The 25,688-nt window shown below is 62.1% G+C and carries 28 protein-coding genes; 20 read left to right on the top strand and 8 right to left on the bottom strand.

Going from position 1 to position 25,688, the window contains the following annotated elements; genetic code table 11:
* The gene (locus RQ479_RS19890; RefSeq protein ID WP_376705978.1) at positions 1–1,230 is read left to right on the top strand and encodes an NAD(P)/FAD-dependent oxidoreductase; all 1,230 of its coding nucleotides are present in this window, start codon (positions 1–3) and stop codon (positions 1,228–1,230) included.
* A 34-nt stretch (positions 1,231–1,264) separates the two neighbouring features.
* On the opposite strand, the gene RQ479_RS19885 is transcribed toward RQ479_RS19890, so the two are convergent.
* The 5 genes from RQ479_RS19885 to hslV form a co-directional block, all read right to left on the bottom strand.
* On the bottom strand, positions 1,265–2,224 hold the full coding sequence (locus tag RQ479_RS19885) for a DUF1402 family protein (RefSeq protein ID WP_376702321.1): 960 nt from the start codon (positions 2,222–2,224) through the stop codon (positions 1,265–1,267).
* A 183-nt stretch (positions 2,225–2,407) separates the two neighbouring features.
* Positions 2,408–3,721: an ATP-dependent protease ATPase subunit HslU gene (hslU, locus tag RQ479_RS19880; RefSeq protein WP_352464697.1), complete on the bottom strand. Its 1,314-nt coding sequence runs from the start codon at positions 3,719–3,721 to the stop codon at positions 2,408–2,410.
* A gap of 4 nt (positions 3,722–3,725) precedes the next feature.
* Complete coding sequence (locus tag RQ479_RS19875) at positions 3,726–4,322, bottom strand: DUF2585 domain-containing protein (RefSeq protein WP_376702320.1); 597 nt, start codon at positions 4,320–4,322, stop codon at positions 3,726–3,728.
* Positions 4,323–4,326: 4 nt separating this feature from the next.
* Entirely contained in the window at positions 4,327–4,884 is a 558-nt protein-coding gene (locus RQ479_RS19870) for a GNAT family N-acetyltransferase (RefSeq protein ID WP_376702319.1), read from the bottom strand.
* Entirely contained in the window at positions 4,874–5,425 is a 552-nt protein-coding gene (gene hslV, locus RQ479_RS19865) for an ATP-dependent protease subunit HslV (RefSeq protein ID WP_352464691.1), read from the bottom strand. The genes RQ479_RS19870 and hslV overlap by 11 nt, the downstream gene beginning before the upstream one ends.
* A gap of 225 nt (positions 5,426–5,650) precedes the next feature.
* Between hslV and hisB the strand changes: the two genes are divergently transcribed.
* The 13 genes from hisB to RQ479_RS19800 all read left to right on the top strand — a co-directional run bounded on the left by hisB (position 5,651) and on the right by RQ479_RS19800 (position 16,915).
* Positions 5,651–6,250 carry an imidazoleglycerol-phosphate dehydratase HisB gene (gene hisB / locus RQ479_RS19860; RefSeq protein ID WP_376702318.1) on the top strand — a complete coding sequence of 200 codons (600 nt, stop codon included), beginning with the start codon at positions 5,651–5,653 and terminating at the stop codon, positions 6,248–6,250.
* Positions 6,251–6,254: 4 nt separating this feature from the next.
* Positions 6,255–6,728 carry a DUF2628 domain-containing protein gene (locus RQ479_RS19855; protein WP_352464687.1) on the top strand — a complete coding sequence of 158 codons (474 nt, stop codon included), beginning with the start codon at positions 6,255–6,257 and terminating at the stop codon, positions 6,726–6,728.
* Between the two features lies 1 nt (position 6,729).
* Positions 6,730–7,380 (top strand): imidazole glycerol phosphate synthase subunit HisH, encoded by a 651-nt coding sequence (gene hisH, locus RQ479_RS19850; RefSeq protein ID WP_376702317.1) that lies wholly within the window; start codon positions 6,730–6,732, stop codon positions 7,378–7,380.
* A gap of 3 nt (positions 7,381–7,383) precedes the next feature.
* A complete protein-coding gene (locus tag RQ479_RS19845) occupies positions 7,384–7,674 on the top strand; it encodes a DUF1330 domain-containing protein (protein ID WP_376702316.1) in 291 nt (96 codons plus the stop codon).
* 2 nt (positions 7,675–7,676) lie between these two features.
* Positions 7,677–8,426, top strand: a complete 750-nt coding sequence (hisA, locus tag RQ479_RS19840; protein WP_376702315.1) for a 1-(5-phosphoribosyl)-5-[(5-phosphoribosylamino)methylideneamino]imidazole-4-carboxamide isomerase — start codon at positions 7,677–7,679, stop codon at positions 8,424–8,426.
* Positions 8,423–9,259: an arginase family protein gene (locus tag RQ479_RS19835; protein WP_376702314.1), complete on the top strand. Its 837-nt coding sequence runs from the start codon at positions 8,423–8,425 to the stop codon at positions 9,257–9,259. Before hisA ends, RQ479_RS19835 begins: the two co-directional genes overlap by 4 nt.
* Positions 9,256–10,050 (top strand): imidazole glycerol phosphate synthase subunit HisF, encoded by a 795-nt coding sequence (gene hisF / locus RQ479_RS19830; RefSeq protein WP_352464788.1) that lies wholly within the window; start codon positions 9,256–9,258, stop codon positions 10,048–10,050. Before RQ479_RS19835 ends, hisF begins: the two co-directional genes overlap by 4 nt.
* Positions 10,051–10,086: 36 nt before the next feature.
* A complete protein-coding gene (locus RQ479_RS19825) occupies positions 10,087–10,413 on the top strand; it encodes a phosphoribosyl-ATP diphosphatase (protein WP_292660336.1) in 327 nt (108 codons plus the stop codon).
* An 18-nt stretch (positions 10,414–10,431) separates the two neighbouring features.
* Entirely contained in the window at positions 10,432–11,391 is a 960-nt protein-coding gene (coaA, locus tag RQ479_RS19820; protein WP_292660333.1) for a type I pantothenate kinase, read from the top strand.
* A 76-nt stretch (positions 11,392–11,467) separates the two neighbouring features.
* Complete coding sequence (locus RQ479_RS19815) at positions 11,468–12,475, top strand: glycosyltransferase family 2 protein (RefSeq protein ID WP_352464679.1); 1,008 nt, start codon at positions 11,468–11,470, stop codon at positions 12,473–12,475.
* Positions 12,475–13,647, top strand: a complete 1,173-nt coding sequence (locus RQ479_RS19810) for a GtrA family protein (protein WP_376702313.1) — start codon at positions 12,475–12,477, stop codon at positions 13,645–13,647. The genes RQ479_RS19815 and RQ479_RS19810 overlap by 1 nt, the downstream gene beginning before the upstream one ends.
* Positions 13,637–15,211, top strand: coding sequence for a hypothetical protein (locus RQ479_RS19805; protein WP_376702312.1), 1,575 nt, complete (start codon positions 13,637–13,639; stop codon positions 15,209–15,211). The genes RQ479_RS19810 and RQ479_RS19805 overlap by 11 nt, the downstream gene beginning before the upstream one ends.
* A 363-nt stretch (positions 15,212–15,574) precedes the next feature.
* The gene (locus tag RQ479_RS19800) at positions 15,575–16,915 is read left to right on the top strand and encodes a hypothetical protein (protein WP_376702311.1); all 1,341 of its coding nucleotides are present in this window, start codon (positions 15,575–15,577) and stop codon (positions 16,913–16,915) included.
* Here RQ479_RS19800 and RQ479_RS19795 read toward each other — a convergent pair.
* From RQ479_RS19795 to RQ479_RS19785, 3 genes are all read right to left on the bottom strand, one after another.
* Positions 16,878–17,495, bottom strand: coding sequence for an alpha-ketoglutarate-dependent dioxygenase AlkB (locus tag RQ479_RS19795; RefSeq protein WP_376702310.1), 618 nt, complete (start codon positions 17,493–17,495; stop codon positions 16,878–16,880). The two genes, RQ479_RS19800 and RQ479_RS19795, sit on opposite strands and share 38 nt — an antisense overlap.
* A gap of 132 nt (positions 17,496–17,627) precedes the next feature.
* Positions 17,628–18,065 carry an alternative ribosome rescue aminoacyl-tRNA hydrolase ArfB gene (arfB, locus tag RQ479_RS19790; RefSeq protein ID WP_352464667.1) on the bottom strand — a complete coding sequence of 146 codons (438 nt, stop codon included), beginning with the start codon at positions 18,063–18,065 and terminating at the stop codon, positions 17,628–17,630.
* 79 nt (positions 18,066–18,144) lie between these two features.
* Complete coding sequence (locus RQ479_RS19785; protein WP_376702309.1) at positions 18,145–19,755, bottom strand: phosphoenolpyruvate carboxykinase; 1,611 nt, start codon at positions 19,753–19,755, stop codon at positions 18,145–18,147.
* 342 nt (positions 19,756–20,097) lie between these two features.
* Here RQ479_RS19785 and RQ479_RS19780 point away from each other — a divergent pair, with 342 nt between their 5' ends.
* The 6 genes from RQ479_RS19780 to ahcY all read left to right on the top strand — a co-directional run bounded on the left by RQ479_RS19780 (position 20,098) and on the right by ahcY (position 25,621).
* Positions 20,098–20,799, top strand: coding sequence for a response regulator transcription factor (locus tag RQ479_RS19780; protein ID WP_023677547.1), 702 nt, complete (start codon positions 20,098–20,100; stop codon positions 20,797–20,799).
* A gap of 143 nt (positions 20,800–20,942) precedes the next feature.
* Positions 20,943–22,727: a sensor histidine kinase gene (locus RQ479_RS19775; protein ID WP_352464664.1), complete on the top strand. Its 1,785-nt coding sequence runs from the start codon at positions 20,943–20,945 to the stop codon at positions 22,725–22,727.
* 31 nt (positions 22,728–22,758) lie between these two features.
* On the top strand, positions 22,759–23,205 hold the full coding sequence (locus tag RQ479_RS19770; RefSeq protein WP_376702308.1) for an HPr kinase/phosphorylase: 447 nt from the start codon (positions 22,759–22,761) through the stop codon (positions 23,203–23,205).
* Between the two features lie 164 nt (positions 23,206–23,369).
* Positions 23,370–23,771, top strand: coding sequence for a PTS sugar transporter subunit IIA (locus RQ479_RS19765; protein WP_254815942.1), 402 nt, complete (start codon positions 23,370–23,372; stop codon positions 23,769–23,771).
* Entirely contained in the window at positions 23,768–24,064 is a 297-nt protein-coding gene (locus RQ479_RS19760; protein ID WP_023677551.1) for an HPr family phosphocarrier protein, read from the top strand. The genes RQ479_RS19765 and RQ479_RS19760 overlap by 4 nt, the downstream gene beginning before the upstream one ends.
* 156 nt (positions 24,065–24,220) lie before the next feature.
* Positions 24,221–25,621 carry an adenosylhomocysteinase gene (ahcY, locus tag RQ479_RS19755; RefSeq protein ID WP_023677552.1) on the top strand — a complete coding sequence of 467 codons (1,401 nt, stop codon included), beginning with the start codon at positions 24,221–24,223 and terminating at the stop codon, positions 25,619–25,621.
* The last annotated feature ends 67 nt before the right edge of the window (positions 25,622–25,688 follow it).

Genomic DNA, 25,688 nt, shown 5'->3' with positions numbered 1-25,688 from the left:
ATGACGAAGGGAATGGTCATCATCGGCGCCGGCGAATGCGGCGGGCGCGCTGCCCTTGCGCTGCGCGAACTCGACTATGATGGCCCGGTGACGCTGGTCGGCGACGAGCCGCATCTTCCCTATGAGCGGCCGCCGCTGTCGAAAGACGCGATGGTCGCCGACGCGCCCCTGATCAAGGCGATCGCCAGTGAGGCGGTCCTGGCCGAAAGATCGATCAGGCATATCCATTCGCTTCAGGCTGTGGCGATCGACCGCGCGGCGCATGTCGTGCGCCTCTCCGACGGTTCCGTCCTGACCTATGACAAGCTCCTGCTGGCGACCGGTTCGGTGCCGCGCAAGCTGCCGATGCCGGGCCTTGACGGGCGCTGCGTCTATCTGCGGACCTTCAACGACGCGCTGGCCATTCGCGCCCATCTCAGCGCCGGAAATCGCATCGCCATCATTGGCGGCGGCTTCATCGGGCTTGAGCTTGCCGCGGCGGCACGCAGACTGGGTGCGGCGGTCACAGTTATCGAGGCGCAGCCGCGCATTCTGATGCGCGGCGTGCCGGCCGAGATCGCCGAGATCATCCATCAGGCGCATGAAGCCGAAGGCGTCAAAATCCTGTGCGGCGAGGGCATCGCCGCCATTGCCGATAATGGCGCCGAAGTGCGCATCGCGCTTGCCGGTGGACACGACATTGTCGCCGATCTTGCCCTGATCGGCATCGGCGCCGCGCCGGTGACCGGACTTGCCGCGGAGGCGGGGCTGACCATCGACAATGGCATCGCCGTCGACGCCGAGCTTCGCACCAGCGACCCGGACATCTTTGCCGCCGGCGATTGCTGTTCGTTTCCGCTCGCCATCTATGGCGGCCGGCGCGTGCGGCTCGAAGCTTGGCGCAATGCGCAGGAGCAGGGCGCGCTCGCCGCAAGGAACATGCTTGGCGCCGGCGAGGCTCATGCGGCGGTGCCGTGGTTCTGGTCGGATCAGTACGGCCTGACCTTGCAGATCGCCGGCCTGTCGGACGAAGGCCGCAGCATTGTGCGTCGCGAGCTCGGCGACGGCGCCTTCATCCTGTTCCATCTCGCCGAGGACGGCAGGCTGGTTGCGGCAAGCGGCATCGGCCCCGGCAACGCGGTCGCCCGCGACATAAGGCTGGCCGAGATGCTGATTGCAAAGCAGGCAAAGCCGGCGCCGGAAGCGCTAGGCTCGCAAACGATCAAGCTGAAGTCGCTGCTGGCGGCTTGATCCGCCGCGTGGATAGTTGGCCGAACGCGTTCGGCTAAAACAGCGCTTCCAGCTCCGGCAGCTTGTCGTTGACCAGCCAGCCATAGTAATTTTCCTCCGGCAGCTTTTCCGGCTCGCCCGCGGCGCGGCGCTTGTCGTTCTCGGCTTTCAGCGCATAGGCACGCTGTTCGGGATTGCCGACATTGTAGAGCGTCGACGTGATGCCGGGATTGCCTGAGATGTCGAAGCCGGCAATGCTTTCATAGGCGTCGATCGACTTCCGGATTGTCGCCGCGACATAAGGCAGGGTCAGGTCAGGGTCCATGATGGTCTTGTAGACCGCGTTCGGGTCGCCGACGTCGAGTTCCGGCAGGCCGGAAACCTTGTGCACGAGATCGCTCATCTGCAGCGCCGTCAGCGGATTGAGCTGGCCAAGGCCAAAAGTCTGGCCGGCATAATAAGGTTGGAAGAAAGTGGCGCCGAAGCGGTCGTTGGGAAAGCTCTCGCCGTTGACGGTTTTGCCGCGGAACGACCGGTTCCACACCTGTTCGCGGCACTCCCAAAGATCGTAGCTGTCGGACTTCCCATCGCATTTCGCAAATTGGGGCCGTCGCATGAAATCGGTGATGTCCTCGCCATCATAGGCAAAGGAGAGCTTGCTCGACAGATACGAGATCGCCTTGACGTAATAGGTCTGCAGCCGGTCATAGGCATCGACATTATAGGTATGCTCGCCGACGACGGCTCCAACGATATGCATTGGGTCGATGCCATAGGCCGCGGCTGCCTGCTTGATCTTGCCGCGCAGTTCGGCATCGTTCTGGAGCAGCGCAAAGACTTTTCGGTATTTCGCCTGGAACGTGGTGTTGGTCGCCTGGGTGCGCCGGCTCGATGCGCCCGGTATGTCGGGCTGCTCGGTGTTGCGGTTGCCCGGCGGCACCATCGTTGCCGCTTGCGCGGCGAACATGGCTGCCGCCAGCGTCAGCCCCAAAATGACGAGGATCAGTTTTTTCATGCGCCGCCGCCCAAATAATCGCCGGCAAACTAGGTAATGCTCCACCGGGAGTCGAGAGACGCCTGCACCGGACGGGACGAAAGCTTGCCGGATGCTTCCATTTGGCCACACATCGGGGAGGCCGGGCCGACTTAGGCGGAGACCGGGAGCAATTCCCCCGCCTCTTCGAGGATGGAGCGTCTCCTACAGGATGAAACGCGACAAATCCGTGTTTCTGGAGAGGTCGCCGACGTGCTTCTCGACATAGGCGGCATCGATGGTCACCGAGGTGCCGTTGCGGTCCGGCGCGTCATAGGAGATATCGTCCAGTACCCGCTCCATCACCGTCTGCAGCCGCCTGGCGCCAATGTTCTCGACGCTGGCGTTGAGGTCCACGGCGATGCCGGCCAACGAATCGATCGCGTCATCGGTGAAGACCAGGTCGACGCCTTCGGTCTTCATCAGCGCGATATACTGCTTGATCAGGCTGGCTTCGGTCTCGGTGAGGATACGGACGAAATCGTCCTTCTCAAGCGCCCGCAGCTCGACGCGGATCGGCAGGCGGCCCTGCAATTCCGGCAGCAGGTCGGAGGGCTTGGCGACGTGGAACGCGCCCGAGGCGATGAACAGGATATGGTCGGTCTTCACCGGTCCGTATTTGGTCGCAACCGTGGTGCCTTCGACCAGCGGCAGCAGGTCGCGCTGCACGCCTTCACGCGAAACACCGGCACCGATGCCGCCTTCGCGCGAGGCGATTTTGTCGATCTCGTCAAGAAAGACGATGCCGTCATTCTCGGTCGATTCGAGTGCCCTGCGCACCACTTCGTCCTGATCGAGCAGCTTGTCGGACTCGTCGCCGATCAACAGCCCGTAGGACTCCTTGACCGTCGTCTTGCGCAACTTGGTCTTCTTGCCGCCCATCGCTTTCGACAGCATGTCGTTGATATTGAGCACGCCGATATTGGCGCCCGGCATGCCGGGGATCTCGAAGCCGGGCATGCCGCCATTGCCGGTATCGGCCACTTCGATCTCGATCTCCTTGTTGTCGAGTTCGCCGTCGCGCAGCTTCTTGCGGAAACTGTCGCGGGTGGCCGGGCTTGCCGTCTTGCCGACGAGGGCTTCGAGCACCCTTTCCTCGGCGTTGATGTGGGCACGCGCCTTGACGTCCTCGCGCATCTTCTCGCGCACCAGCCCGATGGCGATCTCGACCAGATCGCGGATGATCTGCTCGACATCGCGGCCGACATAGCCGACCTCCGTAAACTTGGTGGCTTCGACCTTGACGAAAGGCGCACCGGCAAGGCGCGCCAGGCGGCGCGATATCTCGGTCTTGCCGACACCGGTCGGGCCGATCATCAGGATGTTCTTCGGCATCACCTCTTCGCGCATCTGGCCCTCGAGCTGCTGGCGGCGCCAGCGGTTGCGCAAGGCAATCGCCACGGCGCGCTTGGCGTCTTTCTGGCCGATGATGAAGCGGTCGAGTTCCGAAACGATTTCGCGGGGAGAGAAGGTGCTCATGTCACTAAATTCCACTTTGCCACTGCCGAATGGACTCGAACGGATGCAGCAGCATGATCACGTTGAGTGTCAGATTGTCCCGGATGAGATAGCCGACACCGAATTCGAAGATGAGGGCGAGGGTTACGATCACCCATATAGGAAGCCTTCGCGCCATGACAAACCCCAGCACCATGGCCAACGTGTCGGACACCGAATTGATGATGCTGTCGCCATAATAGTCGAGCGAGATCGTGCCGGCGCGGTAGCGATCGATGATGAAAGGGCTGTTCTCAAGCAGTTCCCAGCCGCCCTCCACCACCACCGCAAAGGCCAGCCTGAGCCCGATCGGCGAGCGCGGGAAAAGGCACCACGCCAGCGCATAGAACAGGAAGCCGTGAATGATGTGCGAGAAGCTGTACCAGTCGGAAATATGCTGGGAATTTTCCGAGCTCTGCACGATGCCATGCCACAGCTTGACGTAGCCGCAGGTGCAAATCGGCGTCCGCCCCATGCCGTAGAGGACCCCTGCCTGGAAGATGACCAGGCCGAGAACCAGCAGAAGCCCCATTCGCAAGCTGTCTTCGTAGGCCGAGACGGTTTTGTCGCTGGATACGCTCATGCTGCTATTGCCCCTCTTCTGCGTTACCCTGTTCGGCATCACCCTGTCCGGCATCACCCTCTGGGGCATCAATCGCCATCAGCACGGCATCGCCATATTCCGACTTCCTGCGATCGATAGCCGTGAAACCGGCCTTTTCATAGGCACGGATAGCCCGTGCATTGGCGGGATCCGGGTCGATGATGACGCGCGGCGCACCTTCCTCGAAAAGCTGTTTGACGAACTGCCGGACGATCGCCGAGCCGTGGCCGATCCCGACAAGCCCCGGCACGCCGATCGACAGATCGATGCCGAGCGTGCCGAACGGCTGGTCTCTATAGGGATGGCCGTCCTCCAGATGCGGATCGTAGCTCTGCAAATAGCCGATGGGCTTTCCGTCGAGCTCGATAATCAGCGGCTCGACCGAAATGCTGTCGATATGTTCGCGGATCTCCGCGATCTCGGCCTCTGGATCGTTCCACCATTCGGCGACATGCGGCTCGGCAAGCCAGCCGGCGATCATCGGCAGGTCCCTCTCGGTCACCGGCCGAAAACCATAGCGGAGGCTCCGCTCAGGCGGCATCGAGGGTTTCGACGACGAAGCTGTTGTTGGTGTAGACGCAAATGTCTGACGCGATCTGCATCGCCTTGCGGGCGATCTCCTCTGCGCCCTTGTCGCTATCTATCAGCGCGCGTGCCGCTGCCAGCGCGTAATTGCCGCCCGAGCCGATCGCCATGACGCCAAATTCGGGCTCCAGCACGTCGCCGGTGCCGGTCAGCGCCAGCGACACCGACTTGTCGGCCACCAGCATCATCGCTTCCAGCCGCCGCAAATAGCGGTCGGTGCGCCAGTCCTTGGCGAGCTCGACGCAGGCGCGTGTCAGCTGGTCGGGATATTGTTCGAGCTTGGCTTCGAGCCGCTCGAGCAGAGTGAAGGCATCGGCGGTGGCGCCGGCGAAGCCGGCGATGACGTTGCCGCCCTTGCCGATGCGGCGTACCTTCTTGGCGTTGCCTTTCATGATGGTCTGGCCGAGGCTGACCTGGCCGTCGCCCGCGATCACCACCTTGCCGCCCTTGCGCACGGTCAGGATGGTCGTGGCATGCATGGTCAGTTCATTCGACATTTTCTGCTCCGATAAGCACCGATCCCATCGAGGCGATCGGCGCGTTACGAGTGACTTGATCGGCCATATGTATGCATAGGCCGGACGATTGCAAACCGGCCATCCGCCGGGCCGGATAGTGCTCCGCAGCGGTAACTGGCAATCGCCGGATCATGCTGCTAGAAGGCTTTCGTTTTCAGGCATGTGAACGCCTGAATCGTGCAAATCTGAGACAAGGATGAGGTCATGGCGCCCCGTTCCGCCGAGATAAGCCGCAAGACCAAGGAAACCGACATCTCCGTGTCGGTTCAGGTCGACGGCTCGGGCAAATCCGACATTTCGACGGGCGTCGGCTTCTTCGACCATATGCTGGACCAGTTGTCGCGCCATTCGCTGATCGACATGACGGTGAAGGCCAAGGGCGACCTGCACATAGACGACCACCACACGGTCGAGGATACTGGTATCGCGCTTGGGCAGGCGCTGGCCACGGCATTGGGCGAGCGGCGCGGCATCATGCGCTACGCGTCGATCGATCTTGCCATGGACGAGACACTGACGCGGGCGGCGATCGACGTCTCCGGCCGGCCTTTTCTGGTCTGGAATGTTTCCTTCTCGTCGCCGAAGATCGGTACGTTCGACACCGAGCTGGTGCGCGAATTCTTTCACGCATTGGCGCAGAATGCCGGCATCACGCTGCATGTCACCAATCATTACGGCGCCAACAACCACCACATCGCCGAGACCTGCTTCAAGGCCGTGGCGCGTGTGTTGCGTTCGGCGCTTGAGCGCGACCGGCGCCAGCCGGACGCGGTTCCCTCCACCAAGGGATCCCTGAAAGGGTAGCGCCATGGCCATCTATGTCGTGATGGAGCCGCCAGGCCGCAGTGAAAGCGTGGACGCCACCTTTGTGCGCGATGGCTTTGCCTGGCTCGGCTTCCTGGTACCCCCGCTGTGGCTGGCCTGGCACCGGCTGTGGGTCGAGGCGGCATTGGCCTTTGTCGCCATGGGGCTGCTGTCGATGCTGGGCGAAAGGCTGGGCCAGGAAACAGCCGGCTCGCTTTTATCCCTGCTTGTCATGCTCTTTGTCGGACTGGAAGGGCAGGGCTTGCGGATCGCAGCCCTGCGCCGTCGCGGCTGGCATGAATGGGGCGTGGTCGAGGCCGACAGGCTCGACGACGCCGACATCCGCTATGCATTGGAAGCCGAAGCCCAGTCGGATGAACAACCGCCGGTGCAACGCATCGTTCCGGACGCAGCACTTGCCCGGCCGGCGCAGATGGGCATGGCGCTGGGGCTGAACCATATTCCGGGAAAGCCCTGAGATGCGGGTCGCGATCATCGACTACGGGTCGGGCAATCTGCGCTCGGCCACCAAGGCCTTCGAGCGCGCCGCGCATGAAGCCGGCATTGCCGCCGCGATCGAACTCACCGCCGATGCCGAGCGGGTCAGGACCGCCGACCGCATCGTCCTGCCAGGCGTCGGTGCCTATGCCGATTGCGCCGCTGGGCTGCGTGCGGTCGCCGGCATGTGGGAAGCGGTCGAGGAGGTGGCGATCGCCAAGGCTCGGCCGTTCCTCGGTATCTGCGTCGGCATGCAGCTGATGTCGGAGCGAGGCTTGGAAAAGACCGTCACAAAGGGCTTTGGCTGGATCGCCGGCGACGTCAAGGAGATCACGCCGGCGGATCCGACACTGAAAATCCCGCAGATCGGCTGGAACACGATTGACCTGAAGCGCAAGCATCCGCTGTTTTCCGGCATTGCGACGGGCGGCAAGGGACTGCACGCCTATTTCGTCCACTCCTACCATCTCGATGCACGGAAGGAGGATGAGGTGCTGGCGGTTGCCGACTATGCCGGCCCGGTAACGGCCGCTGTCGCCCGCGACAACCTAGCCGGAACGCAATTCCATCCCGAGAAGAGCCAGGCGCTGGGCCTGGCGCTGATCACCAATTTCCTAGGCTGGAGGCCCTGAACCATGAGCAAGAAGGGCTATTGGATGGCAATGGTCGATGTCCACGATCCCGAGATCTACAAGCAGTACATCGAGGCCAATGCCGCGGCTTTCGCGAAATACGGCGCGACGTTCCCGGTGCGCGCCGGGCGGTATACCAGCCCGGAAGGGCCGACAGGCAATCGCCACGTGCTGGTGGAATTCGAATCCTATGAAAAGGCGATGGAATGCTACGGCTCGCCTGAATACCGGGCAGCCTTGAAGTACAGGCTCGCCGGCTCGACCGGCCACTTTGTCATCGTCGAAGGCGCCTGAAGGTGTTTCTGTTTCCGGCGATAGACCTCAAGGACGGCAAATGCGTGCGCCTCAGGCATGGCGACATGGCGACCGCGACGATCTACAATGACGATCCGGCGGCTCAGGCGCGCGCCTTCGAAGAGCAGGGCTTCGAATGGCTGCACGTCGTCGACCTCAACGGCGCCTTCAAGGGCCAGAGCGTCAACAGCGCGGCGGTCGGCGCCATCCTCAAGGCGACGAACAATCCGGTGCAGCTCGGCGGCGGCATCCGCACCCTGGCGCAAATCGAGGACTGGCTCGACCGTGGGCTGGCCCGCGTCATTCTTGGCACGGTGGCGGTGCGCGATCCGGATCTGGTCAGGCAGGCGTGCAAGGCGTTCCCGGGCAAGATCGCCGTCGGCATCGATGCCAAGGGCGGCAAGGTCGCGGTCGAAGGCTGGGCCGAGGCCTCGAGCCTCGGCGTCATCGAACTGGCGAGGAAATTCGAAGGCGCCGGCGTCGCCGCCATCATCTACACCGACATCGATCGCGACGGTGTGCTGACCGGCATCAACTGGGACGCCACCATCGATCTCGCCGAGGCGGTGTCGATCCCGGTCATCGCCTCGGGCGGGCTCGCCTCGATCGCCGACATCGTGCGCATGACCATGCCCGATGCGCAGAAGCTCGAAGGCGCGATCTCCGGCCGCGCGCTCTACGACGGCCGCATCGATCCGGCCGAGGCACTGGCGATCCTGCGCGGCAAGCCGATGGCAGGGACGTCATCATGAAAGTCTCGATTATCCTCGCCCCCTATGACAGCGGGCACTATCACGAGGGGTGCGGCGAGGGGCCGGACGCCATCATCGGCGGTGGGCTCCTCGAAGCCCTGACCGTGGCTGGCCATGACGTCGCCGTCGAAGATATCGGCAAGGTCGGAGACGATCAGGGGCGCGAAATTGCAACCGGCTTCGCCGTCTGCAACGCCGTCGCGACCAAGGTTAACCTCGCCCGCGATGGAGGACGCTTCCCAATTATCCTTGCTGGAAATTGCCTGACCGCCGCCGGTGCGGTTGCCGGTGAAGCCGCGGATTCGATCATCTGGATCGATCAGCATGGCGATCTCAACACGCCGGAGACGTCGGCCTACGGCTTTCTCGACGGCATGGCGCTGGCGGCGACGCTCGGGCTCTGCTGGCGTCCGATGGCGGCAGCGATTCCGGGGTTCCGGCCGATAGACCCGGCGCGCTGCATGCTGGTCGATGCCCGCGACCTCGATCCCGACGAAAAGCGCCTGCTGGAAACCTTGCCGATCGTGCGCAGCGAATGTGCCGGTGCACTCGATAGAGTCGGAAAGCTCACAGCGGCAGGGGCTGTGCGGGCACATCTGCATCTCGACCTGGATGTCCTCGATCCAGATGTGTTGCAGGTGAACCGCTACGCGCATCCGGGCGGCCCGAGCCCGGAACAGCTACGGCAGCTTGCCTGCGGACTGGCCAGGTCAATCCCGATCGTCGGCGTGACGCTCTCGGCCTACGACCCGGCCTTTGATTCCCAGGCCGAGGTTCCGCCCATCGTCGGCCAGCTGCTTGTCGATTTTCTTGCGGCGATCGAGAGGATCTGATGCTGAAAGCCCGCGTCATCCCCTGTCTCGACGTCAAGAACGGCCGCGTCGTCAAGGGCGTCAATTTCGTCGACCTGGTCGATGCCGGCGATCCCGTCGAAGCAGCAAAAGCCTATGATGCGGCCGGCGCCGACGAGCTCTGCTTTCTCGACATCACCGCCTCGTCGGAAAACCGCGAGACCATTTTCGATGTCATCGCCCGCACCGCCGAACAATGTTTCATGCCGCTGACCGTTGGCGGTGGCGTCCGTCAGGTCGCCGACATCAGGAAGCTGCTTTTGGCCGGCGCCGACAAGGTGTCGATCAATACGGCGGCGGTGAAGACCCCAGATTTTGTCGCCGAGGCTGCCGACAAATTCGGCAACCAGTGCATCGTCGTCGCCATCGATGCCAAGAAAGTGTCCGCTGCGAGCGAGGCTGATCGCTGGGAGATATTCACCCATGGCGGCCGCGAGAAGACCGGCATCGATGCCGTCGAGTTCGCTCGGCGAGTGGTCGATCTCGGCGCCGGCGAGATCCTGCTGACATCCATGGACCGCGACGGCACCAAGGCCGGCTACGACATAGCCCTAACCCGCGCGGTCGCCGACGCCGTACGCGTGCCGGTTATCGCTTCCGGCGGCGTCGGCACGCTCGACCACCTGGTCGAAGGCATTCGCGATGGCCATGCCGGCGCGGTGCTGGCGGCGTCGATCTTCCATTTCGGCACCTACAGCATCGCCGAGGCCAAGCTGCATATGGCTCAGGCCGGACTGCCGATGCGGCTGGACTCGCCGGGTAATCGGTCCTAGAGCCTTTCCGGCTAAGAAGAGGCTGTAAACGCCGTCATGACTGAGTTCTCGCTCTCCGATCTGGAGAAGATCATTGGCGAACGCGCACGTTCCGGCGATCCGGATTCGTGGACGGCCAAGCTCTTTCAGCGCGGCATGAGCAAGGCAGCGCAGAAACTCGGCGAAGAGGCGGTCGAAACGGTGATCGCAGCCGTCAGCGCCGACAGGGCCGCGCTTGTTTCGGAAAGCGCCGATCTCATTTATCATTGGCTTGTCGTTCTTGGCGTAGCGGGCATTCCGCTGAGCGATGTGCTCAACGAGCTTGAACGCCGCACCGGTCGTTCGGGCATCGCCGAAAAGGCGTCTCGGCTGGACCGGGGCTGATCGCTGCGGAGGAACTCGATGGACCAGCTCGCTCCTACCGAGAAGTATTCACCCTATCGTTTCTTCTCGGCCGAGCAATGGTCGCGGTTCCGCGCCGATACGCCGATGACGCTGACCGCAGACGAGATCCATCGTCTGCGGTCGCTGAACGATCCGGTCGATCTCCACGAGGTCGAGCGCATTTACCTTTCGATGTCACGGCTGTTGTCGGCCCATGTCGAAGCCAGTCAACTCCTGTTCAGGCAACGCCAGGTCTTCTTCAACGCGCTGGACGTGGCCAAGACACCGTTCATCATCGGCATTGCCGGTTCCGTGGCGGTCGGCAAATCGACCACGGCGCGCGTCCTAAAGGAGCTGCTGGCGCGCTGGCCGTCGAGTCCCAAGGTCGACCTGGTCACCACCGACGGTTTCCTGCTGCCGAACGAAGTACTGCGCCGCAACAATCTGATGGAGCGCAAGGGCTTTCCCGACAGCTACGACGTCGGCGCGCTGCTGCGCTTCCTGTCCGGCATCAAATCGGCGCAGCGTAACGTCCTCGCGCCAGTCTATTCGCACCTGACCTATGACGTCATTCCGGGCGAGTTCCAGACCATTGACCGGCCGGACATCCTGATTTTCGAAGGCATCAATGTCCTGCAGCCGGGCAAGCTGCCGAAGGACGGCAAGATCGTGCCTTTCCTGTCGGATTTCTTCGATTTCGCCATCTATATCGATGCCGAGGAGGTGCTGATCCATCACTGGTATATCGCCCGCTTCATGCGGCTGCGCGAAACCGCCTTCCGCGACCCGGCTTCCTTCTTCCATCGCTATTCGCAACTTTCCGAGGATGCGGCCCGCGCCATCGCCGAGGGCCTGTGGACCAACATCAATCTGAAGAATTTGCGCGAGAATATATTGCCGACCCGCGCCCGAGCCGATCTCATCCTGCGCAAGGGCGCCAACCATCTGGTCGAGGAAGTGGCGCTCCGAAAACTTTGAAATCCTGAGGCATTCCTTAAAGTCATCTTAACCCAGTCTTCCTATTGTCGGGCTTGATCTGCGGGCTCGGCAAACAATGAATGCGCCATTCCTAAATATTGATCGGCCGGCAGCTGGCCGCGCCGCACGTCCGGGCAGCGGCGCCGCAACGATTGCCCTGATCGTGCCGGTCCACAATGAGGAAGGCGCGATTGCCCCCTTCCTGAAGGCCGTGTGTGAAAGCACTGCTCCGCTGAAGGACAAAGGCGTTGCCCTCGAGTTCATCTTCGTCAACGACGGCAGCAGCGATACGACGCTCGAAAAGCTGATCGAAGCTCAACAAACCGATCCACGCATCCACGTAATCGACCTTTCGCGCAATTTCGGCAAGGAAGCGGCGATGACCGCGGGTCTCGACAGCTGCGATGCCGATGCAGCGATTCCGATGGATGTCGATATGCAGGATCCGCCGCATGTCATTCCGCTGCTTGTGGAAAAGTGGCGCGAGGGTTTCGAGGTCGTTCTGGCCAAGCGAGCCAACCGGTCGAGCGACAGTTTTCTCAAGCAGCGCTCCGCCTCGATGTTCTACCGCGTTCACAACTGGATCGCGCAGCAGAAGATCCCGCACGATGTCGGCGACTTCCGTTTGATCGACCGTCAGGTCATCCAGGCGCTGCGGTCTTTGCCCGAACGCCGTCGTTTCATGAAGGGCCTGTTCGCCTGGGTCGGGTTCCGCACCGCAAGCGTCGAATATGTCCGCGATCAGCGCATCGCCGGCCAGTCGAAATTCTCCGGCTGGAAGCTGTGGAACTTCGCGCTCGAAGGCATTACCAGCTTCTCCACCGCTCCGCTTGAAATCTGGACCTATGTCGGCGCAACGATTTCCGCACTGTCGTTCCTCTACGGCCTGCTGATCGTCGCCAAGACAATGATCTTTGGCGTTGATGTTCCCGGCTACGCCTCGCTGCTGGTCAGTGTTCTTTTCCTTGGCGGCATCCAGTTACTCGGCATCGGCATCATCGGACAGTACCTCGGCAGGGTCTACGCGGAGATCAAGCAGCGTCCGATCTACATTGTGCGCCGCAAATATGAGGGAATGAGCTGATGGAGCTCGACGCCTACCGACAGATGGCCGCCACCGAAGACGAGCATTGGTGGTTCTGCGGGCGTCGCGCCATCGCAGAGGCGGTCATTCGCAGCATCGACCTGCCCGAAAAGGCGCGCATCGTCGAGATCGGCGCCGGCACCGGCGGCAACATCAGGATGCTGGAGCAGTTCGGCGCCGTGACGGCAGTCGAGATGAGCGATCTCGCGCGCAGGATTGCCTGGGAAAAGACCGGCCGCGACTTCCTTGCCGGACATCTGCCGGACAACATTCCTGTCGCGCCGCAAAGCTGCGACCTGGTTTGCCTGTTCGACGTGCTGGAACATGTCGCCGAAGACGAGGCGTCGCTTGCGGCGATCCGCCAGATGCTGAAACCAGCCGGCAGCGTCATCCTTACGGTGCCCGCACACCAATGGTTGTGGAGCACGCATGATGTGGGGCTGCATCATATGCGGCGCTATTCACGCAATCTGCTGCGTGAACGAATTGAAAGGGCTGGTTTCACGATCGACCGGCTGAGCTACACAAATGCCGCACTCTTTCCTGTAGCGGCGCTGGCACGGCTGGTGGACAGGTTGCGCAAGTCGGCCTTGCCAGCCGGCCATGCCACGCCGCCGAAACCACTGAATGCGGCGATGAAGGCAGTGTTTTCGGCGGAAGGCCGCATCATACCAAATGCAAGCCTGCCCTTCGGTGTTTCGCTGCTGGCGGTATTCCGCAAGGACGACGCGTCGAAACCGGTCGCCTCGACGAGAAATTGGCAGCTTGACCGCGTAATGGGCACCGGCTCGTATCGTCGACTATCGCGCTTTGCGCTAATTGGCATTGCGTCGACGCTGATCTATGCCGTTTGTGCTTTCCTACTGTCGCGTGGGCAGGCAACGGCGGCCCTGCCGGCGGCGCTCACATCGTTTGCGGCCTACGCCGTTGCCGCGCTGTTCTCCTACACCGGACATAAATATTTCACCTTCACCTCGGGCGGCAGCCACGCGATGGAACTGCCCCGCTTTCTCCTGCTCACCGCTTCCGGCCTCGCTGTCGCGATCGCCCTGCCGGGGCTTTTGACCCAGATGCTCGGCGTCCCTGCCGCAGTCCCGATCCTGCTTACCTGCATTGCCGTGCCGGTCATCAACTATGTCGTCCTCGGGCGCTGGGTGTTTCGTGGTTTCTAGCGCGCGATCGCTCAGTGAACTGCTGGCCGGCGCCAACCGCTTCGCGCCGTTTGCGGGCGTAGCGGGTGCTCCGTTGCTGCTGGCCAGCCTGGTCGTCACATACGCCGTCTGGCTATCGACCGTTGCAATTCCGGCCAATGTCGACGTGTCGTGGCTTCTGGTCGTCTGCGACCGCCTGCTTGGCGGGGAGCGGCTCAACACGGACATCGTGGAGACCAACCCACCTTTCTCGATCTGGCTCTACATGCCGTTCATGCTGCTGGAAAAGCTCACTGGCATACGTGCGGAATTCTGGCTGACGCTTGGCGTCGTTTGCCTGAGCCTGGCCAGTCTTTTCGTTTTCGTCCGCATTCTCGCGCGCGATGAACCGGTCTACCGGCAGCCCCATGCGCTGTGGGCGGCAGCGGCGGCCCTGTTTTTGATCCTCTGTTTCATGCCGGATCAATTCGGCCAACGCGAGCACTTCGCATTGATTGCCATTTTGCCTTGGCTGGCGTTGCAATGCACACGTCAGCGGACCCCGGATTTCAGCGCGGGCTCGCGCCTGGAGCACATGGTCGCGGGCTTCGGCGCGGCGGTCGTGGTCATCGTCAAGCCGCCCCATTTTGCGCTGGCCTTCATGTTGCCGTCACTCTGTCTTGCGGTTGAAAGGCGGTCGCTGAAACCGCTCTTCGTCGTGGAGAACGTGCTTGGCGCTGCGATCGTGGCCGCCTATGTCGCGTCCATCGCGCTCTTCGACCGCGCTTACGTCTACGACGTCCTGCCCTTGGTCAGGGAGGTCTATCTTCCGTTGAGGGCCTCTTCCGCCGATATGCTGGCAAACTGGCCAAAAGTGGTGCTGCTTCTGGCCGCCGCCACCGTGCTTGTGGCCGGCGGCCTGAGACAGACGAGCTGGGACGTCAGGATTCCGCTTCTGACCGCACTGGGGTTCATTCCGGCCTTCATCATCATGGGCAAGGGTTGGCCCAATCACGCGTTGCCGATGGTCGTTGTTGCAGCACTTGCATTTGGCATCCAGCTTGTGCGGTTCGGCACATTCCGCAGTGCAGGCTTCGTTCGTAAGGCCGCCCTGATCTTCGGTTGCGTGCTGGTGCTGCAAATAGCGGTCAGGGCACAGTACGCGGCGCTGACGACGGACGACGGCCCGATCGCCCGGTCTGTCGCCGCGATCCGCTCGACGGTCGAAACCCCGACCATCATGTCGATTGCCGACCAGATGCAGGTTGCCCATCCCCTCGCCAGGCTGGTCGGCGGCAGGTTCATATCACGCCATCCGAGCGCCTGGACGGTCTCCAACGCGGACACGCTCGCCCGCGTCACCAGCGATCTCGAACGGAGACGGGAACTTGAAAGCATCCGCGATCGGGTGATCGGCGAATACGCCGCCGAGGTATCAGCGAAGAAGCCCGATATCGTGCTGTCAGGCTCGCCCGCGTGGACTGCCCTGATGCTGCAGGACAAGCGGATCCAGGCCGCCTTGGCCGGCTATCGTCTGCTGCACGCCGAGCCGGAAATTACTGTCTATCTTCGTTACGCGGCGCCCGCGCCGCTCCAGACCGATTGAGCAGAGGCTTTCGGAAACCATGGCAGGGCTGGATCCAATCGCTCCGCTCGACGACATATGGCTCGATCTCGAGAGCGTCGGTGCAACATCATGAGCGTCTCGAACGACATTGGCGGCTTGAGCCGCTGGCGCGGCCGGGATATCGCAGCGTCGCTGCTTCCTAGCCGCAATGTCCTAGCCATTGCCGCCGTCACCGTCTTCTCGATCGTCTGGCAGCGGCGTTGGGGGACTGTTTCCGATACTAGCTGGCTGATCACGGTCTGCGAGCGGATGCTGTCCGGTGAGCGGCTTTACTCGCAAATCTACGAGACCAATCCCCCATTCAGCGTCTGGCTCTATCTGCCGCCAGTGGCTGCGGCCAGATTGCTGGGCGCCGCGCCGGAAATCCTGGTTGAGGCCTGGACATACCTTGCCGTGCTTATCGGACTTTCGCTCTCGGGCGTGATCGTCAAGCGTGCGGGTTTCACCGAAACTGCATCATTGTTTGCACTGGGGCCGGCGTTTTGCGCAATGTTGGTGATCTTCCCCGGCAACGCCTTCAGCGAGCGGGAGCATATCGGCATGGCGCTTTTCATCCCGCTGCTGGCGCTTCATGCCTGGCGCGCGCGCAGAGATGCAGCTGCCCAACCAGGCCCGCGGCTTGCCTTACTCGCCGGCCTGTCGGGCAGCATTCTGCTGCTGGTCAAGCCCTACTATGCGATCATGGTGTTGGCGCCGGCGCTGGTCGTTGCAGTGCGCCGGCGCAGTCTGAAATCGATCTTCGCCCTGGAACACTGGGTCATTGGCGGCATCTGCGTTGTCTATCTCAGCACGGTCACGCTGATCCATCCGGAATTCATGCGCGATATCTATCCCCTCTTGGCCGATGTTTATGGAAAGATCGGCATCTTTTGGCCGATTGTGATCGGCTACGGTTTCTCGTGGTGTTTCCTTGTCTTCCTGATCTGGCGGCTGTGGCCTGCCATGCGGTTTCCAGAGCTGGCGGCGGTAGCGTTGGCGGCATCGATCGCCGGCATGTTTCCCCTGTTCTACCAAGCGAAAGGCTGGTCTTATCACGCCTATCCCGCGATCTTTTGCGCTGTGGCAGCTATTTTCTGCCTGCTGGCGGTGCCCAGGATCGTGCAGCAGCCGTCGAAGCTGTTGGCGTTCGTGACGGCTCCTTTGCGAGCTTGGGCCCTGGCGGCGGTGGCAATCGCTTTCTTGCCGTACTGGAGCACCCAGAAACCAGGGCCGGCGCTGGTTGCCGCCATTCGCGCCGCCACCGATCGGCCGACCGTGGCGTTGGTCAGTTCGGACATTTCCTCGGGACATCCCTTGAACCGTATGATCGATGGGCATTTCGTTTCGACCCACGTCAGCGATTGGCTTGGAGCGTTCGCACTTTCCCTGTCCCGGCAGGCAGCTCTCTCGGGTGACACCGCCGAAGCCATGCGTTACCAAGCCATCATGGCGCGCTACGTCGAAAGCAAACGCGAAGAGTTCGCGCGTCTGCGCCCGGATATCGTCGTTTTCAAGAAAAACAACACAATGTGGACAAGCCAACTGATGGGGCGTTTTGGCTTTGACGCCGTCCTGGCGCACTACCGCATTCTCGTCGAGGACGAGACCGAGCGCATCTATCTGCGCGACGATTATGTCCGCCCGGGCCACCGGCCACCCGAACAGCCTATTTCGGCATCGTCACCCGTCGCAGCGTCAGATTGATGCGGCCGCCACTCCTGAGCAATGCCGACGTCGACGGGTAGATACGGTCGACGCCGTGAAAGCAGAGCCGCCCTTCGCCGCCAAGCACGACGACGTCGCCGCTCTTCAATCTGAACGATTTGGTGGCGCCGTCGCGCGTCGTCTGGCCGACCCGGAACAGGCAGTCGTCACCGAGCGACACCGACACGACAGGCGCGGAGAAATCGCTCTCGTCGCGGTCCTGGTGAAGACCCATCTTGGCATCCTGCGAATAGAAATTGACCAGGCACGCCTCTGGCGGGTGCGCATAGGCAGCTACGTCCCGCCACAGTTCGAGCAGCATCTCCGGGATCGGCGGCCACGGCCTTCCGGTCACGGGGTGAGTCGGCTGGTAGCGATAGCCCTGCTCCTTGTCTGTGACCCAGCCAAGCGGGCCGCAATTGGTCATGCGCACGCTCATCTCCTTGCCGGTGCGCGGCATCGCCGGCACGAACAGTGGGGCCTCCTGCACGACCTGCCTGATGTCTTCCACCAGCACTTCCTGCATGGCGCGCGACAGGTAGCCGGGCATATGGCGGACGCCTTTGGGCAGTACGAGCATCGCGTCGCTTGATCCGTTGGTCTGGAGAAATCAGAATGCCACCGTCAAACGAAAACGGTGACCCCGAAAGCCGCCTCCGACGGTGGCTGCGCGCTTTAACCGGCGATCTGGAATCCGAAGCCGCTTCGGCTGTCAGTCATCCCCGACCCGGCCGCGCAGTTTCTTGATCGAACCGCGCCCGGCCTTGGTCTTCAGCCGTCTTTCGACCGCGCCCTTGGACGGCCTTGTCTTCTTGCGCGGCGGTGGTGGTGGTTCGGCGGCCTTGGCGACCAGTGCCGTCAGCCGCGCCCGGGCGTCCGCCCGGTTCTGCTCCTGGGTGCGGAAGCGTCCGGCTTCGATGACGATGACGCCGTCCTTGGTGGCGCGCTGGCCGGCGAGCTTGATGGTCCGTTCGCGCACACGCTCCGACAGGCCTGGAGCATTGGCGGCATCGAATCGCAATTGCACCGCCGTCGCCACCTTGTTGACGTTCTGGCCGCCCGGGCCCGACGAACGGATGAAGTCCTCGTGCAGGTCGCCCGGATTAATCACCGCATCGTCGGTGATGATGATCTTGTCGTCGGCGTTCATGCCGCAGTCATGGCGCGGCAGGCGAAAAAAGAAAAGGCCCGATCGAAGCCGGGCCTTGAAGCATCACCAGGGGCGACGGCTATTCAGCCGCTACCTGCATGCGTGGTGCAGCGCCGAGCACGGTGGCGTCGACATGGGCCTCGAACTTTTCGAAATTGTCGACGAACATGCCGACCAGCCTTGCCGCCTGCCGGTCATAGGCGGGCTTGTCGATCCAGGTCGATCTCGGGTCGAGAATGGCGCGGTCGACGCCGGCAACCGTCACCGGTACGTCGAAACCGAAATTGGCGTCGGTCCGGAAGTCGGCCGCTTTCAGCGAGCCGTCGAGCGCTGCCGCAAGCAGCGCCCGCGTTGCCTTGATCGGCATCCGCTTGCCGGTGCCGTAGGCGCCGCCGGTCCAGCCGGTATTGACCAGCCAGCAATCGACACCGTGGTGTGCGATGAGCTCGCGCAGCAGATTGCCGTATTCCGATGGATGCCGCGGCATGAACGGTGCGCCGAAGCATGTCGAAAATGTCGCTTCGGGTTCGGTAACGCCCTTCTCGGTCCCCGCCACCTTGGCGGTATAGCCGGAGAGGAAATGGTACATAGCCTGCGCCGGGGTCAGCCGCGCGATCGGCGGCATCACACCGAATGCATCGGCGGTCAGCATGATGATGTTTTTCGGGTGGCTGGCGCGCCCCGTCTTGCTGGCGTTGGGGATGAAGTGGAGCGGGTAGGCGCAGCGCGTGTTTTCGGTCAGCCCGCCGTCGTCGAAATCCGGCACGCGACCGGCGTCGAGCGCCACATTCTCCAGCACCGTGCCGAAGCGCTGGGTGGTGGCGAAGATCTCCGGCTCGGCTTCGGCCGAAAGCTTGATCGTCTTGGCATAGCAGCCGCCTTCGAAATTGAAGATGCCGTGCGGTCCCCAGCCATGCTCGTCATCGCCGACCAGCGTGCGCGACGGATCGGCCGACAACGTCGTCTTGCCGGTCCCGGAAAGGCCGAAGAAAACGGCCGCGTCGCCGGCCGGCCCTTCATTGGCCGAGCAATGCATCGGCATCACGCCTTTTGTCGGCAGCAGATAGTTGAGCACGGTGAACACCGACTTCTTCATCTCGCCGGCATAGGAGGTACCGCCAATCAACACGATCATGCGCGAAAGATCGACGGCAATCACCGTTTCGCCGCGCGTGCCGTGGCGGGCGGGATCGGCGCGGAACGACGGCAGGTCGATGATCGTCAAATCGGGCATGAAATGCTCGAGTTCGGCGGCTGCCGGTCGAATGAGCAGATTGCGGATGAACAAGGAGTGCCAGGCAAGCTCCGTGATCACCCTGGTTGGCAGCTTCAGCTCCTCGTCGGCACCGCCGATCAGGTCCTGCACATAAAGGTCCTTTTCAGCCGCATGGGCGCGAAAATCGGCAAGCAGCGTATCGAACTGTCCTGGCGAAATCGCCTTGTTGTTGTCCCACCATACATGCGGCGCCGTGCTTTCGTCGTGCACCACGAATTTGTCCCTGGGCGAGCGGCCGGTGTGCTGCCCGGTCTCGGCGGCAAGCGCGCCATGCGCGGTGAGTCGGGCCTCGCCACGGCGGATTGCCTCTTCGTAGAGCGCGGCCGCGCCGAAATTATAGCGCGCCACGCCGGTGGTTCTCAGGCCGATCCGATCGATTGCACATGCAGGATTGCGTTTGCCGGCTTCCGACATGGGTGTCCCCTCTTCGATTTACCGCGTCTTTACCGGCGAATTCCGGAACCCCCATTGCAGGAGCTAAAAACGTCAAAACCAGAAAAGGCGAATGATATCAAATCATTAATCGATTTAAATATTTTGAAAGTTGTTTAAATCGTTTATATGTGCAAAAACACCGATGGTTGCCCAAAGGATTGGCGATGTTCATTCGTCCAATCCATATCGAGGTACAATTGTGGCCGCCGGCATGCCGCGCGTGACAGCGGATAGAACCTATGCCACATTTTGTACCTAATTTGTCCTGCAAAAGCCCCTTCTCGACGAAAGAAGGGACAGCTCATGAGGGAGCCGCTTGAAATGGCAACAATCGCGCTTGTCGACGACGATCGCAACATTCTGACTTCGGTTTCGATCGCCCTCGAATCCGAGGGTTATCGGGTCGAAACCTACACGGATGGGGCGTCGGCGCTGGAGGGACTGGCGGCGCGCCCGCCGAACCTCGCCATCCTCGACATCAAGATGCCGCGCATGGACGGCATGGAGCTGCTGCGCCGGATGCGTCAGAAATCCGACCTGCCGGTAATCTTCCTGACCTCCAAGGACGATGAGATCGATGAACTGTTCGGCCTCAAGATGGGCGCCGACGACTTCATCCGCAAACCCTTCTCGCAGCGTCTTCTGGTCGAACGCGTCCGCGCCGTGCTGCGCCGCGCCAGCACCCGCGAGGCGGCGGCCAAGGCGCCCAACCAGCAGGCTCGGTCGCTTGAGCGCGGCCAGCTTGTCATGGACCAGGAGCGCCACACCTGCACCTGGAAGGGCGAGCCGGTGACGCTTACCGTCACCGAGTTCCTCATCCTGCATTCGCTGGCCCAACGTCCGGGCGTCGTAAAAAGCCGTGATGCGCTGATGGATTCGGCTTATGATGAGCAGGTGTATGTCGATGATCGCACCATCGACAGTCACATCAAGCGGCTGCGCAAAAAGTTCAAGGCCGTCGATGATGACTTCGAAATGATCGAAACCCTTTACGGAGTCGGGTATCGGTTCCGCGAAGCATGAGTTAATGCATGTCGCCCAAAAGTGGTCCCGGTTTTTGGGACAACGACATGCATCAAAACGCTAATGCATGTCGCCCAAAAGTGGTCCCGGTTTTGGGGCAACGGCATGCATCAAACTAAAGACTGAGCGGGGGCTGCTATTCGATGGCAGTGCAAGTTGAGCGAGTGAGACGGTCGGGCGCCGCCAGGCGCCCGCCGCGGATTCTGCCCGCCTTCGTGTCGAAAATTACGGTGCCGATGCGCCGGTTTCTCGGCCATCACATCTTTTCCAGCTTGACGCGGCGCATCCTCTTTCTCAACCTTGCCGGCCTTGCGGTCCTGGTCACCGGCATTCTCTATCTCAACACCTTTCGCGACGGGCTGATCGACGCCCGTGTCGAGAGCCTGATGACTCAAGGCGAGATCATCGCCGGCGCGATCGCCGCCTCGGCGACGGTCGAGACCGATTCGATCAGCATCGATCCGGAGAAGCTGCTCGAGTTGCAGGCCGGCGAAAGCCTCGGCCCCGGCTCCGACCAGCTCGACAACCTCGATTTCCCGATCAATCCGGAGCGCGTGGCGCCGGTGCTCAGGCGATTGATCTCGCCGACGCGCACACGCGCCCGCATTTACGACCGCGACGCCAACCTGCTGCTCGATTCCCGCCATCTCTATTCGCGCGGCCAGATCCTTCGCTACGACCTGCCGCCGGTCGAAGAGGAGCAGCCGGACCTTCTGGAGCGCATCCAGAAATTCGTCTTTGATTTCTTCCGCAACAAGCAGCTGCCGGTCTATCGCGAGCAGCCGGGTGGCAACGGTGCCGCGTTTCCGGAAGTGGTCAAGGCGCTTACCGGCAGTCCGTCGACGATCGTGCGGATCTCGGAGCAGGGCGAGCAGATCGTTTCAGTGGCGGTGCCGATCCAGCGCTTCCGTGCCGTTCTCGGCGTGCTGATGCTGTCGACCGAAGGCGGCGACATCGACAAGATCGTCGCGGCCGAGCGCAAGGCGATCCTGCGCGTGTTCGGCATTGCCGCCCTGGTTACCGCCATCCTGTCGATGCTGCTGGCCTCCACCATCGCCAACCCGCTGCGCCGGCTTTCGGCGGCGGCGGTCAGGGTTCGCCGCGGCGTCAAGAACCGTGAGGAAATCCCCGACTTCTCCGACCGCCAGGACGAGATCGGCAATCTGTCGATCGCCGTGCGCGACATGACCAATGCACTCTACGCCCGCATCGAGGCGATCGAAAGTTTTGCCGCGGATGTCTCGCACGAGTTGAAGAACCCGCTCACCTCGCTGCGCAGCGCGGTGGAAACATTGCCGCTGGCCAGGAACGACAATTCGCGTAGCCGGCTGATGGATATCATCCAGCACGATGTGAGGCGGCTTGACCGCTTGATCACCGATATTTCCGATGCCTCCCGTCTCGATGCCGAACTGGCGCGGGAAGACGCGGGAACCGTCGATCTGAAGAAGTTCATCACCGATCTGGTCGCCGTCTCGCGCGAGGCCACGCGCAACAAGAAGGCGGTCGAGATCGAATTCAAGGTCGCCAAACTGCCGCAGGGCGTGAAAGGCTACTTCGTCGTCGGCCATGATCTGAGGATCGGCCAGGTGATCACCAACCTGATCGAGAATGCCCGCTCTTTCGTCCCCGAAGAACGTGGCCACATCACCATATCGCTGGCGCGCGCCGGCAAGTTCAACATCGTCACCGTCGACGACAATGGGCCCGGCATCCGGGCCGATAACATCGATCGCATTTTCGAGCGGTTCTATACCGATCGGCCGGCCGGCGAGGCGTTCGGTCAGAACTCGGGCCTTGGCCTGTCGATATCCAGGCAGATCGTCGAAGCCCATGGCGGCACGCTGAGCGCCGAGAACATTCCGGGCACCAAGCCCGGCGAGATCAAGGGCGCGCGCTTCGTGGTGACGCTGCCGGCCGAAGGCTGACGGATGAATTCCAATCACGCCTGGTCCTATTGTGCAGCCTGAAAATATTCACGGCACCGCGATCCTGATAGGTGATCGCGGCATTCTCATCACCGGACCGTCCGGCTTGGGCAAGACGACGCTGGCGCTCGCCTTGATCGATCATTGCAGCCAGCGCGGGCTGTTTTCCCGGCTGATCGGCGATGACCAGCTCTATGCCGCCGATTGCGAGGGGCGGCTGGTCTGCCGCGCACCAGCCAGCATAGCCGGCCTCGTCGAGGTGCCGGGATTCGGCCCCAAGCCGATACAGTTCGAGCCAAGCTGCGTGATCGACCTCGTTATCCGGCTGGTGCCAGCCGGCAAAATGGCCCGCTTCCAGGAAGACTGCAGCGAACCCGTTTTCGGCGTACCAGTGCCGCGCATCGATCTTGCCGGGCGCAATGTCGCGGCGGCCTTGCCGGCAGTGATGTCGCGCCTGTCGATTGCGCCTTTCCTGTGATCCGATTTCGATTTTTTGCTGCAATGCGTCAAATTGGCCTGGGCCGGCGCAATTTTGGGCTTGTCAACGGGCCTTGCGTCGACAAGATAGCGCTCCCGCCACCTGGAACGGTCGGCGAGCATAAAATGCGCCTGTGAAGCGGCCATGACGGGAGCCACCAAAGAATGATCGGACTCGTGCTTGTAACGCACGGTCAACTGGCCGCCGAGTTCCGCAATGCGGTGGAACATGTCGTTGGGCCACAAGACAATTTCGAGACCGTGGCGATCGGTGCCGACGACGATATGGAACAGCGCCGCCGCGACATTATCGACGCAGTCGGCCGCGTCGATACGGGATCAGGCGTCATCGTTTTGACCGACATGTTCGGCGGCACGCCCTCCAACCTCGCCATTTCAGTGATGGAATCCGGCCGTATCGAGGTCATTGCCGGCATGAACCTGCCGATGCTGATCAAGCTGTCCAGCGTTCGCAAAGGCGACAACATGACGGCCGCGCTGGATGAGGCGCAGGCTGCCGGCCGCAAATACATCAACGTCGCCAGTCAGCTCCTGAGCAGTAAATGAGTGCGCTGTTGCCGGAAAAGGACAAGATCGTTCGCGACTTTCCGATCGTCAACCAGCGCGGCCTGCACGCGCGCGCCTCTGCCAAGTTCGTTCAAATTGCCAGCGGCTTCAACGCCACGGTCCAGGTCGAGAAGGACGGGGTCAAGGTCGGCGGCACCTCGATCATGGGCCTGATGATGCTGGCGGCGAGCCCCGGTTATTCGATCCGCGTCACCGCCACCGGCCCGGAGGCCGAAGAGGTCATCGATGCGCTGGAGCAACTGGTTGCTTCCCGTTTTGGCGAGGAATGCTGACGTGTTGGTCGCCGCTTAAGACATGCACGGATAAAGATTTCTTTATATCCCATTGTCGTCCGACTCTCGATCTGCTAGTCAGGCCGGCAACTCGCGCCCTCCGGCACGCCTTCGGGGCGGGCGCGTCCCGCAATCAATTCGCATCGGAGCACTGCCATGACGGGTAGCAAGGACTATGTGGTCGCAGACATCGCGCTTGCCGGCTGGGGCCGCAAGGAGATCGAGATCGCCGAAACCGAAATGCCGGGCCTGATGGCCTGCCGCGAGGAATTCGGTGACAAAAAGCCGCTCAAGGGCGCGCGCATCACCGGCTCGCTGCACATGACCATCCAGACGGCGGTGCTGATCGAAACGCTTAAGGCGCTCGGCGCCGATATCCGCTGGGCTTCCTGCAACATCTTCTCGACCCAGGACCACGCTGCCGCGGCCATTGCCGAGGCCGGAATTCCGGTGTTTGCCGTCAAGGGCGAGACGCTGGAGGATTATTGGGTCTACACCGACAAGATCTTCCAGTGGGCCGATGGCGGCACCTCCAACATGATCCTCGACGACGGTGGCGATGCCACCATGTACATCCTGATCGGCGCCCGCGCCGAGGCCGGCGAGGATGTGCTGTCCAATCCGGGCAGCGAAGAGGAAGAAATCCTGTTTGCCCAGATCAAGAAGCGCATGCAGGCATCGCCCGGCTTCTTCACCAAGCAGAAGGAAGCGATCCGCGGCGTCACCGAAGAGACGACGACCGGCGTCAACCGGCTCTATCAGTTGCAGAAAAAAGGCCTGCTGCCGTTCCCGGCGATCAACGTCAATGATTCCGTCACCAAGTCGAAATTCGACAACAAATATGGCTGCAAGGAATCGCTTGTCGACGGCATTCGCCGCGGCACCGACACGATGATGGCCGGCAAGGTCGCGGTCGTCTGCGGCTATGGCGACGTCGGCAAGGGCTCGTCGGCTTCGCTCAAGGGCGCCGGCGCCCGCGTCAAGGTCACCGAGGTCGATCCGATCTGCGCGCTGCAGGCGGCGATGGATGGTTTCGAGGTGGTCACGCTCGAAGACGCGGCACCGACGGCCGACATCGTCATCACCACCACCGGCAACAAGGACGTCGTTACCCTCGACCACATGCGCCTGATGAAGGACATGGTGATCGTCGGCAACATCGGTCACTTCGACAACGAGATCCAGGTGGCGTCGCTGCGCAACCTGAAATGGACCAACATCAAGCCGCAGGTGGATATGATCACCTTCCCGGACGGCAAGCGGATGATCCTTTTGTCGGAAGGCCGTCTGCTCAACCTCGGCAACGCCACCGGCCACCCGAGCTTCGTCATGTCGGCGTCCTTCACCAACCAGGTGTTGGCCCAGATCGAGCTGTACACCAAGCCCGGTCAGTACGAAAACCAGGTCTATGTCCTGCCGAAGCATCTCGACGAAAAGGTCGCGCGCCTGCATCTCGACAAGCTCGGTGCCCGCCTGACCGAACTGTCCGGCGAACAGGCCGCCTATATCGGCGTCACTCCGCAGGGACCGTTCAAGCCGGAACACTACCGCTATTAACCACGGCGAAACTTGCTACTAGATATTGGAGCCGGGCGATTGACTTTTCGCCCGGCTTTATTTTTGC

This window comes from Mesorhizobium sp. ISC25, assembly GCF_042295465.1.
Classification (GTDB): Bacteria; Pseudomonadota; Alphaproteobacteria; order Rhizobiales; family Rhizobiaceae; genus Mesorhizobium.
This window is presented reverse-complemented; position numbering and strand designations above follow the sequence as displayed.

Coding starts and splice junctions, on each gene's coding strand:
- RQ479_RS19845 (WP_376702316.1), top strand. CDS start 7,384: ATGAGCAAGAAGGGCTATTGGATGGCAATGGTCGATGTCCACGATCCC.
- RQ479_RS19775 (WP_352464664.1), top strand. CDS start 20,943: ATGGCAGTGCAAGTTGAGCGAGTGAGACGGTCGGGCGCCGCCAGGCGC.
- RQ479_RS19855 (WP_352464687.1), top strand. CDS start 6,255: ATGGCCATCTATGTCGTGATGGAGCCGCCAGGCCGCAGTGAAAGCGTG.
- RQ479_RS19825 (WP_292660336.1), top strand. CDS start 10,087: ATGACTGAGTTCTCGCTCTCCGATCTGGAGAAGATCATTGGCGAACGC.
- hisH (WP_376702317.1), top strand. CDS start 6,730: ATGCGGGTCGCGATCATCGACTACGGGTCGGGCAATCTGCGCTCGGCC.
- RQ479_RS19785 (WP_376702309.1), bottom strand. CDS start 19,755: ATGTCGGAAGCCGGCAAACGCAATCCTGCATGTGCAATCGATCGGATC.
- RQ479_RS19765 (WP_254815942.1), top strand. CDS start 23,370: ATGATCGGACTCGTGCTTGTAACGCACGGTCAACTGGCCGCCGAGTTC.
- hisB (WP_376702318.1), top strand. CDS start 5,651: ATGGCGCCCCGTTCCGCCGAGATAAGCCGCAAGACCAAGGAAACCGAC.
- RQ479_RS19885 (WP_376702321.1), bottom strand. CDS start 2,224: ATGAAAAAACTGATCCTCGTCATTTTGGGGCTGACGCTGGCGGCAGCC.
- hslV (WP_352464691.1), bottom strand. CDS start 5,425: ATGTCGAATGAACTGACCATGCATGCCACGACCATCCTGACCGTGCGC.
- RQ479_RS19810 (WP_376702313.1), top strand. CDS start 12,475: ATGGAGCTCGACGCCTACCGACAGATGGCCGCCACCGAAGACGAGCAT.
- RQ479_RS19760 (WP_023677551.1), top strand. CDS start 23,768: ATGAGTGCGCTGTTGCCGGAAAAGGACAAGATCGTTCGCGACTTTCCG.
- RQ479_RS19795 (WP_376702310.1), bottom strand. CDS start 17,495: ATGCTCGTACTGCCCAAAGGCGTCCGCCATATGCCCGGCTACCTGTCG.
- hslU (WP_352464697.1), bottom strand. CDS start 3,721: ATGAGCACCTTCTCTCCCCGCGAAATCGTTTCGGAACTCGACCGCTTC.
- RQ479_RS19815 (WP_352464679.1), top strand. CDS start 11,468: ATGAATGCGCCATTCCTAAATATTGATCGGCCGGCAGCTGGCCGCGCC.
- RQ479_RS19890 (WP_376705978.1), top strand. CDS start 1: ATGACGAAGGGAATGGTCATCATCGGCGCCGGCGAATGCGGCGGGCGC.
- RQ479_RS19780 (WP_023677547.1), top strand. CDS start 20,098: ATGGCAACAATCGCGCTTGTCGACGACGATCGCAACATTCTGACTTCG.
- RQ479_RS19875 (WP_376702320.1), bottom strand. CDS start 4,322: ATGAGCGTATCCAGCGACAAAACCGTCTCGGCCTACGAAGACAGCTTG.
- RQ479_RS19870 (WP_376702319.1), bottom strand. CDS start 4,884: ATGCCGCCTGAGCGGAGCCTCCGCTATGGTTTTCGGCCGGTGACCGAG.
- RQ479_RS19835 (WP_376702314.1), top strand. CDS start 8,423: ATGAAAGTCTCGATTATCCTCGCCCCCTATGACAGCGGGCACTATCAC.
- ahcY (WP_023677552.1), top strand. CDS start 24,221: ATGACGGGTAGCAAGGACTATGTGGTCGCAGACATCGCGCTTGCCGGC.
- arfB (WP_352464667.1), bottom strand. CDS start 18,065: ATGAACGCCGACGACAAGATCATCATCACCGACGATGCGGTGATTAAT.
- coaA (WP_292660333.1), top strand. CDS start 10,432: ATGGACCAGCTCGCTCCTACCGAGAAGTATTCACCCTATCGTTTCTTC.